The organism is Ornithinimicrobium humiphilum (genome assembly GCF_006716885.1).
In the GTDB taxonomy this organism is placed as follows: Bacteria; Actinomycetota; Actinomycetes; order Actinomycetales; family Dermatophilaceae; genus Ornithinicoccus; species Ornithinicoccus humiphilus.
In genome coordinates, this window is sequence record NZ_VFPU01000001.1 from 1,007,327 (window position 1) to 1,020,886 (window position 13,560).

A 13,560-nucleotide genomic window follows, 5' to 3' on the forward strand; every position below is an offset into this window, starting at 1 on the left:
GGCGCGCCACGACGGACGACGCCGGACGAGAGACCGCGTCCGCGAACGCCCCGTATGTGCCGTCGAAGGCTGGACGATCTTCAGGGTTAGCGCATAGGGTGACCGAACGTAATCGTGGACAAACCAGGGGCAAGGGTGACCAGCATTCAGTCGCTAAATTCATCTTATGGAGACGTCGAGACGTTCGGCCGCATAATCGACTGCCTCGACCTCATCGAGTTCCTGCGCCACTCAAGCGTTGGTCGCAACTACAAGCCCTCAGATAAGATCCCGTCGCTTATCAAGCTCACCCCGGCTGGGCACAAGTTTTTTCAGGACCTGTCCGGGAGGAGCGGAAACCCAAAGGAAGCTCGGCTTGCAACTTTCCTCGAGTTCTTCCGGGAGGAATTGCTAATCGACGTTAACCAGACCAACATCGACGCACTAAGAAGTACGTTCTCATCCGACATCCGTGAGAAGAAGTTAAGGCATCCGTTCGTTCAGGGGCCGTACCTTTACGACGCTGCTTGCGAACTCTTCCCGGACCTTAGGCGGACACTCGCGGTCTCTGAAACGCGGAAGTTGCTTGAGGGCACCCCAGTGGGGGTGTATCAGATTGGATCTTGGGTTAGCGGCCCCGCCGGCCTCCTAAAGTCCGCGGACACCCGATTGCTAAAACCGTCGATGCGGGTGCCCCTGCAGCACTGCCCTGACGCGAGATGTAACACCGTGCACTCGATCCAGTTGCTCACCGACCCATCGGCCACAATAAACCAAACGCTTCGCCAAATAGATGATCTTCCCGATAGTGCAATCGCGAAGGATAACGAATGGGAGCGGTTTCTAAGGTCGAAACTGGACGAACATGAGGACAAGTTGCGTAGGCCCAGTCGTTGGACATCGCTCGTCTGGTCCCTTGGCGATCTATTAACTCCCAAAGAGGCTCGGCTGCTCTGCATAAAGCTCGGATCATCCGAGCCTAGGCGCGAGAGCCCCACTCCGGATGAATTTGCCGCGGACTTACAGTCGATTTTGCTGCACACGGACGAAGAGATCATTCTCGCACTGGATGAACTGATTTACGCTGGTGATCTCCAACTTGGTCCTGGCGAGGTACGGCAAGCACGGCTGAACGTGCGGCATAATCCATCGAACCCTGGAGTTCCGCAGATTAGCCGGCATGGTCCGCGCGTTGACTCTCAAGACCCTCGCTTTCCGCTGCTTCAGTTGCGACGTCTGGTCGAGCAAACACTCACCGGCCAAGGCGTTTCGGGCTCCGAGGTCACGTGGCTTCTCCGTAACGTCGATGGGCAAGATGCAGATGACAGGATCGTGCAAGCGCTCGAGCGAGTTGCGCCGAGAGACCTTCTTCGGTCCCTGGCATTCTCGAGCGAAGACAATTTTCGGCGAGCGTGCGAGCAGGTCGATATTCACGTTCCCGAGGGGTCGCTTATCGACCCTCGAGCTGGTGATCGTGACGAGGCGTTCCTCGACGCCCTCCTATGGTCGCTCGGCTTTGACCTGGACATCTCCGACGATGTGACTGCTCACGTCAGGAGGCTTGGAGCCGAAATACGATCGATGCTGCAAGAATTCCATACGACATCATCCCTGGACATCGAAACTCTGCGGGGCACGGCGAGCAACTTCTACACCTTCCTAGAAGGTGCACTTACGGACGTCATCCAGTTTACTTGGTGGGCGTTGACGCAGGATCACGTCAAGTCGCCTCGGCCCTTCGCTTACCGGCCTGCCCATGGAGAGGGAGCGTGGTTTGCCCTTAGTCAGGCGCGCACGCGCGGTCAGGCGCAAGTTCGACTCCGAGACAGCGGGCCCGCTGGCTTGCAGGCGATGGTTAACGGTCTGGACGTTCTGGCAGATCTCCTCGAAAATTTGCGGTCCAAGGGTCCGAGCGCCCTTCGCGATGACGAGTCCATCAGCGTTGATAGGTCCGGCGTGACGAGTGTGCCCTTCCTGCATAGACACATCTTCTTAGACTTGCTGCCCGAAGCGCAGGCCGAGATCATCGGGCTGTTGCGGTCAGCTTATGCAACCCTTCGCGACTCCGCCGCCGTCGAGGTTCGCAACAAGCTCATGCACTTCAGCCGAGCGACTGTCCCCTCTCAAGAGGCTTTGCATGCTGTGGATGGCGTTCTCGATTGCATGCAAGTGCTCGAGAAGGCAGGCTTCTCTCGCTGCACGTGGCGCCAGCAGGAAGCGACCACCGACCAGTGGGGCAGAAGGTCGCTTCTGCTCCGGTCGGAGCGCGGCGAGGTGCTGCAACTCATGCGGCCCAAACCAGAGGACACGCGATGGTTTCCGGTCACACGGGTTCCTCATTACGTGGTCCCGATTGCAAGATTTACGCGATATGACGTGCTTCGGTTCTCCATAGATGTCGACTCAGAACATGCGGAGTTGTGGAGCGCTTTCCCGAGCCCACGCGCAGACTGGCGGCTCTACGAAAAGCCGTCCGCGGCGCTCCAAGACAACATCCGTGGGGGGATGGCTGAATAGTTCGTCGTGCCTTGTCGGGCGCGGTCACTTGATAGGCCGCTCCTGTGGAGGGTTGCCTCCTCTCCGTGAGTGAAGGAGCGGTACCCGATTCTGTGGCAGGGAGCGTGCACGCGCGCTATTGCCGCCAGGAGGACGCCAGCCTTCGGCGCGTCCGACATTGCCGCTGTGATCGCGTAGCGTCCAACCATGCCGCTGTGATCGCGACCATGGACCGCCGCTCGTAGAGTGCATCCATGTCTCCGAGTGCGCCGCCTGCATGTTCGTTCTGCGACATTTCGAACCACCGTGGGGAGGCGAGTGTCGCCGTGAGCGACGAGCTGACTGTGGCTTTCATGGACGCATACCCCGTTGCCCCTGGGCACGTGCTCATCGTGCCCCGCCGACATGTTCCCTCTTTGGATGACCTCAGCCCTGACGAGGGCGCCGCCCTGTGGAGAATGACGCAGTTGATCGCGCGGAGAGTTAAGGCAAAGCACGCACCAGCGGTGAATCTGCACCTGTCCGATGGTGCAGAGGCCGAGCAGGATGTTTCTCACGTCCACATGCACGTTGTTCCACGGCATGGCGATGACGCTATCGTGATCCAGTTGCCGGGTACGCGCGTAAGCCGGGACGAGCTCGACCGCGTCGCGGCCTCGCTTGCCGAGGACTGACGAACCCTCCGCAGCTGCCGCTTCCAGCTACATTGAGCCAGCGGCCGAGCAGTCGGTAAGGGACCACACGGGTCTTCCCTTAGGGGTAAGAGAAGGGCTGCAAGTAGACCCCGGTGGTGCGCCGCCACACGCACGCTCTTGCCGCGCAGAACAACGCTCCTGAGGAAGCTTTTTCCCCACTAGGGTGCGGCCATGCAGAAGTCGCTGATGGATGCGATCGTCCTGACGGATTACGGCCAGATCGACCTCGTCTGGTCCTGGGACGGTGGGTTCGACGGCGACGTGGACCGCTTCTTCGCTGGTCAGGTCAACGGCCTGGTCGGCGTTGGCGACCCGGACGGGGTGTACGTCCACTTGGCTCGGCGGTCCGGGGGCTCGCACGTACAAGTCGTTCTCTCGAGCGCTGCACCGCCTTTGGCCGATGGGCCCTGGGAAGACGTGGTCGAAGTGTCCCTGACAATACCCTCGGAGATCGGGGTTCGGGTCACGTCATGGGCGGGTGAGTCCAGCTGGCCTCTCGAGCTCCCTGCAGGCTCTTACCGGCTACGGGTCAGCGCTCGCGGACGTGACGCCGGCGCGGCCGACGAGTTCGTGGACCAGGTCGTGGACCATTACCTGCTCCAGCTCTGGCCTTCCCCGCCCGAGCCCGACGCGATCATCCGCGTCGGCAGTCAGAACGCCCGGTACTTCCATGCAGAGTGGGGTTCACGCCGCGACAAGTAGCGCACGCTCATGCCGCTGTGCGCAAGACCGAGGAGCGAGACTCAACGTTTCCGCCGGTTCGCTCTCAGCATGTCGGTGAGGAGCCAGAGCAGCGCCACTAGTGCTAACGAGCCGGCAACGAGGCTCAATTCGGGTTCATTCACCATGAGAGCCGTCAGGCTTGCCAGGAGAAGACCCACGGCCAACAGAACTCGAGGCCACTTCCCCGACACGGCTGCCTCCTAGCTGTTGCAATCGGGCTCGGGTCCGCTGTCACTCAGACCCCACCGGTGCGACCCTAAGGAGGCGATCCGGCCGGCGCTTAGCTGACTCGCCGAAGGTAGCAGGTGTGAGACGAAGACCATCCGCTTCTGCCGCTGGTCGCGACAGCCGTACGGCTGGCCATCGGTTGTGTGGGTGTCGGAGGTTACGCTTCGTGACCGGTCATGCGTTTGAGTTTGGCTGGGACGCCGGCGACGATGGCGTTGGGTGGGACGTCTTTGGTCACGACGGCGCCTGCTGCGACGATGGCGCCGTCGCCGATGGTGACACCTGGTACGACGGTGACGGCGGCTCCGAGCCAGACACTGCGGCCGATATGGATGGGGGCGGGCAGCATGTCGGCTCGCCGGGCTGGGTCGACGTGGTGGTTGAGGGTGGTCAGGGTGCTGCCGTGGCCGATGAGGGTGCCCTCGCCGATGGTGATGCCGCCGGTGTCCTGGAATCGGCAGCCGAGGTTGATGAAGACGCCGGGGCCGAGGGTCAGGTTCTTGCCGAACTCGCTGTAGAAGGGCGGGAAGAGGGCAACGGACTCCTCGACCGGTTTGCCCGTCAGCTCCTCGAGCAGGGCGCGGACCTGCTCGGGGGTGGTGTAGCCGGTGTTGAGCCTGGCGGTCACCCTGAGGGCTTCTTGTGCGGCAGCGTGCATGAACCTGTGTTCCGGCGACCCGCCGAGCACCGGGGCTCCGCTGTTGACATGGTCGAGGAAGTGCTGGAGGTTCATCGTCCTGTACCTGCCTCGACTGTGGCGGTGACTGCACCGCTCAGGCTGGCGATCCGCTCGGGGGCGTCACCATCCAACTGGCCCAGGATGACGATGCCCGGGAAGTAGGACTGGTCCCCGTAGTAGAGGACCAGGTCGTTGCCGGGAGCGTAGTAGCCCAGGTCTCCCACTTCCGGGTCGGCGCCCTCGGGCTGGCCGTCAAGGGAGAGTGCAGAGCGCAGGGGGCCGGTCTTCTCGACCCCGCCGTGGTCGACCATCTCGACCGTCACCGGCAGCTGCGTCAGGAGGTCGTCGGCGGCGGGACTGTCGGCCAGGGTGGCGGTGAAGGTCTGGTCTGCGATGGTGATCTGGATCTGCATCTCTTCTCCGAACGTCGCATCGGGTTGGGGTGTGGGCTGGTCGGCAGTGTTGTCTGAGGGCTCCTGCGCCGACGCAGTGTGGACGGGCGAGTCCCTGTCCGGGTCGCTCTGATCATCCGTTCGCGGCCCGTCGGCGCACCCGGTGGTCAGGAGGGCCGCCAGGCCGATCGCCGTCAGCGTTGTCTGTCCTGGACGCATCACGGCTCAGGGGGTGAGCAGGACCTTGGTGGCGGTGCGCTGGTCCATGGCCTGGTAGCCCTCGGCAGCCTGCTCGAGCGGCAGAGTGAGGTCGAAGACCTTGCCGGGGTCGATCTTGCGGTCCCAGATGAGCTGGATCAGGTCGGGCAGGAACCGTCGGACCGGAGCGGGTCCGCCGTGCAGGTGCACGCCGGCCATGAAGAGGTCCTCGCCGGGGATGGTGACGTCGTGGGAGACGCCGACGAACCCGACGTGCCCACCTGGGCGGGTCGACCCGATCGCCTGCATCATCGCCTCCTGGGTGCCCACGGCCTCGATGACCGAGTGGGCGCCGAGTCCGCCGGTGAGCTCCTTGACCCGGGCCACGCCCTCCTCGCCGCGCTCCTGCACGATGTCCGTGGCGCCGAACTCGCGCGCGAGGGCCTGCCGGTCGGTGTGCCGGCTGAACGCGATGATCCGCTCGGCGCCCAGCTGTTTGGCCGCCAGGATGCCCAGGAGGCCGACCGCGCCGTCGCCCACGACGGCCACGGTCTTGCCCGGTCCGGCCTGCGCGGCGACCGCGGCGAACCAGCCGGTGCCGAGCACGTCGGAGGCCGCCAGCAGGGAGGGGATCAGGTCCGCATCGGGCATGCCGGGGGTGGCGACGAGGGTGCCGTCGGCCAGGGGGATGCGGGCCAGCTCGGACTGGGTGCCGATCGTGCCCATCAGGACACGGTGCACGCAGTAGGCCTGGTAGCCGGCCTGGCAGATCTCGCAAGTGTTGTCGCTGGCCCAGAACGAGCCGACGACGAAGTCGCCGACCTTCACGGTGGACACCTGCGGGCCGACCTGCTCGACGACGCCGACGTACTCGTGTCCCATCACCTGGTGGGCGACCGGCTCGGCACCGCGGTAGGGCCACAGGTCGCTGCCGCATATGCAGGTCGCCGAGACCCGGATGATGGCGTCGGTGGGTTCGATGATCGTGGGGTCCTCGCGGTCCTCGACCCGTATGTCGCCGGGGGCGTGCATGACAACCTGGCGCATGGTGGTGCAGCCTTTCTCTCGTCCGGTAGGCGGGCCGCTGCCCGCGCTCGATCCAGTGAACCCCGCCCGCACCGGATGAGGGAGTCCCTGTCAAGGGGTGCACCGACAGGGCACCCCTCAGGGCCAGCGGTGGCGCCTGGTTCGGCCTACGCTCGAGAGCGTGGACAACCATCAGGAGGTGCGCGAGTTCCTCACCACCCGCCGCGCCCGCATCACGCCCGACCAGGTCGGGCTGGTCACGACCGGGGCCCGTCGCGTTCCTGGGCTGCGCCGCAGCGAGGTCGCCACGCTCGCTGGGCTGAGCGTGGAGTACTACGCCCGGCTCGAGCGTGGCCAGATCGCCGGGGCCTCCTCCGGCGTCCTGGAAGCTCTCGCCCGCGCCCTGCAGCTCGATGAGACCGAGCGCGCCCACCTGTTCGACCTGGCCCGTGCCGCCGACGGCGTCCCCACCTCCGGTCGACCCCGGCGCCGCTCCCCGACCAGGGCGGCCTCACGCCACAGCCTGCAGTGGGCGCTGGAGGCCATCACCGACGCCGTCGCCTTCGTGCGCGACCCCCGCCAGAACCTGCTGGCCACCAACACCCTGGGTCGAACGTTCTACTCCCCGGTCATCGGTGACGGAGGCCGTACCCCCAACCTCGCCCGCTTCCAGTTCCTGGACCCCGCCTCCCGCGACTTCTACCCCGACTGGGACCTCTTCGCCCAGATGTGCGTCGGCATCATGCGCGCCGAGGCCGGTCGCGACCCCCACGACCGTGGCCTGCAGGATCTCGTCGGCGAGCTGTCCACCCGTAGCGAGACCTTCCGCCGACTGTGGGCCGCCCACGACGTCCGCGCCCACGGGGCCGGCACCAAACGGTTCCACCACCCCCTCGTCGGCGAACTCACCCTCGTCTACGAAGAGCTGGCCATCACCGCCGAGCCCGGACTCGCCCTCCTCATCTACACCGCCGAACCCGGCTCACCCTCCGCCGAACGACTACGACTCCTCGCCTCCTGGGCCGCATCGAAGGACACAGCCGTCAGCACCGAATGAGGCACAGCAATGCGTGCCCGTCTTGTCCCGGAATGAACACGCGCTGACTAAACCCGTCGAGCAAGAGAATCCCAGAAAGAAGTTGGCGAACCACCCGTGAGGAGAAGGGCGTCGACACGTCGGTAGGACGAGAACTTCCACTGACCCACGAGCACGCTGTCCACCGCGGCAGAGCCCACGGCGGACGCACCTAAAACACACTCAATTGCCGCGAGTCGCTAGAGCCGGTGGCGCCCTCGCTACAGGATGATGAGCCCCAGCGAGGAGGAACCGTTGGAGTACAGCTTCGTTCAGTCGCCTGAAGGCTTGGTCGACGTCGTCCTGACTAGCGACGAGCCGATCCTCGCTGACGCCCTGGCCGATAGTCTGGGAACACGCCCGCCGAGGGGCGCGCGGCAGGACGGCCCATCGACCTATTGGATTGACCGGGCGCTGTCCTACCTACGAGCACGGCTCACGGACCTCGAGGAATCCCCCTTCGCTTCAGGCAATATCACTTACCTGGCGTTGAAGGATGGTGCAATCGAGGCCAGGTATGACTACGACCCGCCGGACAGCGAATACGTCAACAGAGTTCCCGCCGGCGAACTGATTGAACTTCTGGAACGTTGGCGCGCACGGGTCATCGAACTGGATCCCGGTGCTGATCGGCGCGTGCCTCCACCACCGCGGGCGTGGCCGATGCCGCCTGCCTGAGACGCACTCTTCTGGCACCCCTCTGTGTCAAGACGCCGCTGGGAGGGTGGTTCTAGGCTTGGTGGTGGCGGGTCCGGGAAGTGGCTTGTCCGAAGAGCCGGCGTCGGGTTGTGAGCCGGTCGCGCTGGAGTCAGAGTCGTCACCCAGTTGCCCTCCCGGGCCCGTCGTCGTGTGTCCGGCGAGGTCGTCGAGCATGGCCTTGTAGACCAGGTCGGACAGGCGCCGTTTGAGGCAGCGCATCGCTTCCATCGGCGTCTTGCCGGCGGCGACCTTTCGGTCGTAGTAGGCCCTGCCCTCGGTCGCGTGCCGCAGCTGGACGACGGCCATGATGTGCAGCACCCGGTTGATCTGCCGGTTGCCCTTGCGGGAGAGCCGGTGGTGGGTGTGGTCCCCGGAGGAGGCGTCCACGGGGGCGGTGCCGGTCCAGGACGCGAAGTGGTTGCGGTCGGGGAAGCGGGTGATGTCGGCGACCTCGACCAGCAGCCGCGCGGCGCCGGAGGGTCCGATGCCGTGCAGGTCGATCAGGCCGGTCCCGGTGGCTTTGACCAGGGACTTCAGCTCCTTGTCCGCGGCCTTGGTGCGGGCGTAGATCTTGGCCAGGTCCTCGATCAGCTCGATCGCGTGGGCCTTGCGCACCTTGCCCGCCGTCGTGGTCGGGCGGACCTTCTTGAGCAGCTCCTTGGCCTGGGCCGCGGACAGGGACCGCTTGGCCCCGCCGGGGATGAGCTCGAGGAGAAGCTTGTGCAGCTGGCACACCTTGCGGGTGTGCTCGGCCCCCAGGGAGGCGCGCCGGTCCACGCACATGCGCAGCACCTCCAGCTGCTCGTCGTCGACGACCGGGCGCAGCCCGCCCATGCGGACGCCGACCAGGGCGATGGAATGGGCGTCGGTGGCGTCGGTCTTACGGCCCTGGCCGGTGGCGAAGACCCGCACCCGCGCGGACATCTTCGCCGGCACGTCGACCACGTCCTCGCCGTCGGCGACCAGGCGGGATGCCACGTGCTTGCCGATCCCGGCGCAGCCCTCGACCGCCCACAGGCGCTGCGGCCACTGCCGCGCGTAGCCCAGCGGCTGGGCGTAGCCGTCGGCGTCGGTGGTGAACCGGCCGCCGCCGACGACCTGCTCGTGGCTGGTCATCACCTCGATCGTGACGGTGCGCTTGTGCGGGTCCATCCCGATCACGACCAGCGGGTTCTCTGTATTCATGCCTTGCTCCCTTGCGTCGACATCACTTCGTGTCGAGCTGGGAGGGCACCGCTACGTACGGCTGGGCAAACCCCTCTCGAGCCTCTCCCGGCCCTGGCGGTGACCGGGGCGACGCAGGCCAAATGTGAGCCTCACGCCAACGGCGTGGGCAGCCGCACTGAGAGCGACCACCCCGGTCACCTCAGACCGAGCCTGGCCGGGCCCGATCCTGACGTCAATGAAACACGTAGCCGCACGGAGGACGACCCTGTTCAGAAGTCCCTGCGTGCTCGCCAGGCCAGTGCCGTCAGCACGGCAGTCGTGGGAGTCCAGATGGCCCGCTCGGGCCAGGACGGCGAGATGCCGTTCATGACGGTGCCAACGCCCATCAGGGTGGTGACGCCGGTCAGCACGTGGCGGCGCATCTTCACCGGAGTGCGACGGCTCCCGACCACGACAGAGAGCCCGCTATAGAGAAGCGCCGCGCCTGCGCTCACGACCCTGAGGCGGCTAGGCAGGACGCCGGGGTGAGCGCCGCCGTAACTAGCACGGCCCCAGGGGACCCCGGCTGCAAGCGCAACCTGGAAGGCGGCGACCCCTCCCAGACCAACGGCCAAAGCACTACGTTCCAGGGAGCGCCGCTGACGCTCAGCACCTGATGGCGTCGGCCTCGGCTCAGTCACACCCTTAGGATGCCGCATCCGCTCCTGCCGCTGGTCGGTTGCTCTCCCTGGGCGAGGCATCCCGCCCGGAACACCCACCATGCCGTGTGCGGCGGGGCTAGTCGTCGCCCTCCAGTTGGCGTCGTATCAGTTGCCGATCCTCTTCGACGACTCGGCGGAACTGCATGTCCATGACCGCACGCGCCTGATGCTCGTTCCAGCCGAACTCGCGTTGGAGCATGTCGAAAGCGCTATCGCGGTCGCGGCAGCTGTGCAGAAGCTGGACGAGGATGACCGGGTTTTCGACCGCGGCGTCGATCGCGGCAAGCACGTTGTATGGATCGGAAGCCCTCGAGCTAGTCATAGCCGACCTTCCCACAGTCCCTCCCCTGACGTCGCCGGATATCGGTCCCGCGTAGGGCGGGACGGCCCTGATCCGTTAGTACCGAGCACCCTTCATGCCGCGAGTCGCGCGTTCTGAACCGTCAGTGCGCCGTGGGAATCATGTCTCGACGTTGACCGCAGGAAGCCGGTGGTTGGTTACCCATGGGTGCGACGGGCTTCCGCCTCTCGCGGCTCAGCGACTGCGCGGAGGTCGATATGTAGCTGCACGCAGGGGGACCCGGTCGGGTAGCCGTCTGGGTTGACTGCGCCGCTGTAGGCGTACATCTCGATGCTGTGCTGCTCCAGCTGCCACCACCAGGAGCCTCCGCTGTACTGGGTTGCCTCAGTGACTTCACGAGGATCGCCATGGACGTCCGTCAGGGCACGAGCTAGGTCGTCGGCCGCCCGTAGGACATCAGCGGAGCTTTCGCCGTCCCACAGGAACCAGAAGATGTCCGCGAACTCGTCCCGGTAGGTGCCCCACCCTGCACGGACCGCTCCCCAGGAGGGCATCGCCGCCATGTGCCAGGAGCGGTCGGCGCCCCGGCGCGGGGTCTCCTCCGCTGTGTCCGTGTCGATACCGAACGACTGCAGCCAGGGCAAACCATCCTCGAGATGTCGGGGCCACGGCGACTCCACAATGGCAGTGACTCGTGACGCGACTTCCCCCGGGGACGGCTTCATGACGCGACCTTAGCGGCTGCCACGAATCCGCACTCTTCTGCCGCATGCGGGGCAGCGTAAGAACGCGGTGTGCGCGGCGTGGTGAGTCATACCACGTGGCTACCCTGCTCGCTATGAAACGAGGGACCCGAAGCCCCCGCCCTTCCACGGAGACGGTCATGGCCGTAGTGGATGAGCTGCTCAGCAGCTGGGAGGCTCACGTCGAGACCGGTGAACACAAACTCCGATCGCGACAGCGCAAGACGCTCCCTCAGGCTGCGGTCGTGCTGGCGCTGACCTCGCACGTGTACGAGTGCGCCAAGTTCCTGCGGCCCCATCTCCCGACCGAACTGAGTCCAGTGCAGATGCCGATCGTTCGCGCAATCCTGGAGTCGGCGATGACGGTTCTGTGGGTCGACAAGGTGGAGGACGCCGCCGCCGCCTTCTTGAACGAAGAAATTCGTCAGAGGAACAACCTCCAGAACACCCTGCGGGAAACGCCGTGGTTCGCGGCACATGCCGACCAAGTTGCGCATGCCGGAGACGATCCGCAGCCGACTTCGGCGGCAGAAGAGGCGAGGCGGTTCAACCGGCTGCTGGAGAGACTTGGCGCCCAAGACTTCTATGCGTTTTACAGATTACTGAGCGCCGTCACGCACCCGTCCGTCACCCTCACGGACTGCTACCTGGAAGGGGACGACGGCCGCGGTTTCCCGTTCACCCTCATGCCAAGGGCCGAGCGACTGTCGTCATCAGAGGGCAACGCCTGGCTCATGGCTGTCTGCATGCTTTGGACCGCCCGCACGGTCAACTACTACGACGGTGACAAGCAACGTCGCAGCCAGCTCCGGCGACTGGGGCGAGATATGGGCATCAAGGTTGATTTCCAGCCCCGATGATCTTCGACGCTGCTCGACTCCGCAGCAACGACCTGCACTGCCGCTGTGAACGCGTAGCGGCCGACCATGCCGCTGGTGGAGCGCCTATCGGTGACCTATCTAGAGGTGTGGCGCAGATACTGAGCCAGGTGTTGGCTCCATGCGAGGAGGTCATCGGCTCGTGTCTGATGATGTGGCCCTGGTCGTCCCCGCAGGATCTTCTCAGGCGAGCCGAACAGGTCGAACAGCTCTAACTGCCCTTGCAGGGGAAAGATCTCGTCGTTCCACTGGACGTGGTGGAGCAGCGGCGCGTTGATCTGAGCAGCGCACTGCCGCACCACATCGTTCGCCGACACGGCCAGCATCATCGAATCGTGAGTAACGAGCCCGAACTTGCCAAGGACTGCAGTCTTCAGCCGCGGACCCAGCGCCGCGCTAACCACGATGCCGTACCGCGCGCCCATCGAAACCCCGAAGTACCCGACCGATTCCGCATCTAGTCCCCATCGGTGAGATGCGTGATCCAGGGCATGGAGCCAGTCCTGGCGCATGCGGGCATGAACAGCCTCGGGCCCCTCGTCTACGACCCGTCGTTGATAGTCCAACAGGCCATCGCCCGGGACCGCGCGGTCTCCGTGATACGGCCCGTCAATTGCGAGACAGGCCACACCCTCGCTCGCGAGCTGGTGTGCGAGCACGCGGTGCCGGTGGATGCCCTTGTGTCCACTCCCACCATGACCAAGAAGAACCACCCGTGAGCCTGCGGGGGTGGCAGGAAGCCACGCCACCGCAGGAACCTGGTGCCCGCCACGAACCGCCGTGAACCTGATCTCGGCCACGTCCCCCACCGGCTCCGACGTCGGCACCGCCTCCATGTGGCCCACGGGCTCGTTCATCCCGATGCGATTCCTTCCCACGTCAACAACCCGGCCCGGCGCCGTATGGGGGCCCGCGGGTAGGAACACACTGACATGCCGCTGATGGCAACATGCCATGACCTGGCCGCACGGCGTACCGTGAGGGTCTGAGGAGGGGCCGATGATTCCCACGATGCTGTTGTTCGGGTTGGTCCTGGGTCGCTGGTGGAAGGCCTGCCTCGTGGTCGGGACCCTGGGTTGGCCGCTACTTCTGTGGTTCGACCACATCGTCGAATCACCCACGGAGTTCCTCGGAGCAGCTGGCCTCGCTGCCTTGAACACGGCTGTCGGAGTTGCGATCCATCAGTCGCTGGCCCATCTATTCAGACGGCTACGCAAGGACCGTCGGGCCCGGGATCACGCAGCCGCCTGACGAACCTGGATCCGCGCGGAGCGTGGGATCAGCGGTCATGATGCTGCAGGTCCTGCGCGACCCGCTCCCTGAAGTCCCTGTGCGTATTGCCTATGGGCAACTGCATCACCAGCCGCGCCTGGACTTCATCCCAGCCGAAGGACTCCTGGAGCGCGTGCAACGCTTCGTCGAAGTCAGCCGACGCCGTCACCGTCCGCAGAACTCGGACGGGGTCCTTCAGAGCTTCGTCAACGGCGGCAAGGGCCAGCAGGCGCTGGTCAGGCATGCCCGAGTCTGGCACGGCCGGCCTCCATCGGATGCGCGCTACTGGCGTAGATGAAGATGTAGCC

The 13,560-nt window shown here is 65.2% G+C and carries 14 protein-coding genes; 6 read left to right on the forward strand and 8 right to left on the reverse strand.

Annotation, left to right across the window (positions count from 1 at the left end; all coding sequences use genetic code 11):
* The first annotated feature begins 135 nt into the window (after positions 1–135).
* From FB476_RS04655 to FB476_RS04665, 3 genes are all read left to right on the forward strand, one after another.
* On the forward strand, positions 136–2,496 hold the full coding sequence (locus FB476_RS04655; RefSeq protein WP_141817743.1) for a hypothetical protein: 2,361 nt from the start codon (positions 136–138) through the stop codon (positions 2,494–2,496).
* A 233-nt stretch (positions 2,497–2,729) separates the two neighbouring features.
* A complete protein-coding gene (locus tag FB476_RS04660; protein ID WP_141817744.1) occupies positions 2,730–3,149 on the forward strand; it encodes an HIT family protein in 420 nt (139 codons plus the stop codon).
* A gap of 192 nt (positions 3,150–3,341) precedes the next feature.
* Complete coding sequence (locus FB476_RS04665) at positions 3,342–3,872, forward strand: hypothetical protein (RefSeq protein WP_141817745.1); 531 nt, start codon at positions 3,342–3,344, stop codon at positions 3,870–3,872.
* A gap of 406 nt (positions 3,873–4,278) precedes the next feature.
* Here the strand turns inward: FB476_RS04665 and FB476_RS04670 are convergent, their stop codons facing one another.
* From FB476_RS04670 to FB476_RS04680, 3 genes are all read right to left on the reverse strand, one after another.
* The gene (locus tag FB476_RS04670; protein ID WP_141817746.1) at positions 4,279–4,854 is read right to left on the reverse strand and encodes a sugar O-acetyltransferase; all 576 of its coding nucleotides are present in this window, start codon (positions 4,852–4,854) and stop codon (positions 4,279–4,281) included.
* Positions 4,851–5,213, reverse strand: a complete 363-nt coding sequence (locus tag FB476_RS16895; RefSeq protein WP_238329551.1) for a cyclophilin-like fold protein — start codon at positions 5,211–5,213, stop codon at positions 4,851–4,853. The genes FB476_RS04670 and FB476_RS16895 overlap by 4 nt, the downstream gene beginning before the upstream one ends.
* Positions 5,214–5,417: 204 nt before the next feature.
* Positions 5,418–6,437 (reverse strand): zinc-dependent alcohol dehydrogenase family protein, encoded by a 1,020-nt coding sequence (locus FB476_RS04680; protein WP_202876900.1) that lies wholly within the window; start codon positions 6,435–6,437, stop codon positions 5,418–5,420.
* Between the two features lie 160 nt (positions 6,438–6,597).
* Between FB476_RS04680 and FB476_RS04685 the strand changes: the two genes are divergently transcribed.
* Together FB476_RS04685 and FB476_RS04690 are read left to right on the forward strand one after the other, a co-directional pair.
* Positions 6,598–7,473: a helix-turn-helix transcriptional regulator gene (locus FB476_RS04685; protein WP_141817747.1), complete on the forward strand. Its 876-nt coding sequence runs from the start codon at positions 6,598–6,600 to the stop codon at positions 7,471–7,473.
* 273 nt (positions 7,474–7,746) lie between these two features.
* A complete protein-coding gene (locus tag FB476_RS04690) occupies positions 7,747–8,169 on the forward strand; it encodes a hypothetical protein (protein ID WP_141817748.1) in 423 nt (140 codons plus the stop codon).
* Between the two features lie 27 nt (positions 8,170–8,196).
* Here FB476_RS04690 and FB476_RS04695 read toward each other — a convergent pair whose 3' ends face one another.
* The 3 genes from FB476_RS04695 to FB476_RS04700 form a co-directional block, all read right to left on the reverse strand.
* Positions 8,197–9,375 carry an IS110 family RNA-guided transposase gene (locus FB476_RS04695; RefSeq protein ID WP_141817749.1) on the reverse strand — a complete coding sequence of 393 codons (1,179 nt, stop codon included), beginning with the start codon at positions 9,373–9,375 and terminating at the stop codon, positions 8,197–8,199.
* 251 nt (positions 9,376–9,626) lie between these two features.
* Positions 9,627–9,785: a hypothetical protein gene (locus tag FB476_RS16355; RefSeq protein WP_170233521.1), complete on the reverse strand. Its 159-nt coding sequence runs from the start codon at positions 9,783–9,785 to the stop codon at positions 9,627–9,629.
* Between the two features lie 349 nt (positions 9,786–10,134).
* Entirely contained in the window at positions 10,135–10,347 is a 213-nt protein-coding gene (locus FB476_RS04700) for a hypothetical protein (RefSeq protein WP_141817750.1), read from the reverse strand.
* A 1,000-nt stretch (positions 10,348–11,347) separates the two neighbouring features.
* On the opposite strand from FB476_RS04700, the gene FB476_RS04705 reads away from it, so the two are divergent.
* Positions 11,348–11,962 carry a DUF5677 domain-containing protein gene (locus FB476_RS04705; protein ID WP_141817751.1) on the forward strand — a complete coding sequence of 205 codons (615 nt, stop codon included), beginning with the start codon at positions 11,348–11,350 and terminating at the stop codon, positions 11,960–11,962.
* Between the two features lie 95 nt (positions 11,963–12,057).
* On the opposite strand, the gene FB476_RS04710 is transcribed toward FB476_RS04705, so the two are convergent.
* Both FB476_RS04710 and FB476_RS04720 read right to left on the reverse strand, forming a co-directional pair.
* Positions 12,058–12,837, reverse strand: a complete 780-nt coding sequence (locus FB476_RS04710) for a dienelactone hydrolase family protein (protein ID WP_141817752.1) — start codon at positions 12,835–12,837, stop codon at positions 12,058–12,060.
* A gap of 422 nt (positions 12,838–13,259) precedes the next feature.
* Positions 13,260–13,496, reverse strand: coding sequence for a hypothetical protein (locus FB476_RS04720; protein WP_141817754.1), 237 nt, complete (start codon positions 13,494–13,496; stop codon positions 13,260–13,262).
* Positions 13,497–13,560: the final 64 nt, after the last annotated feature.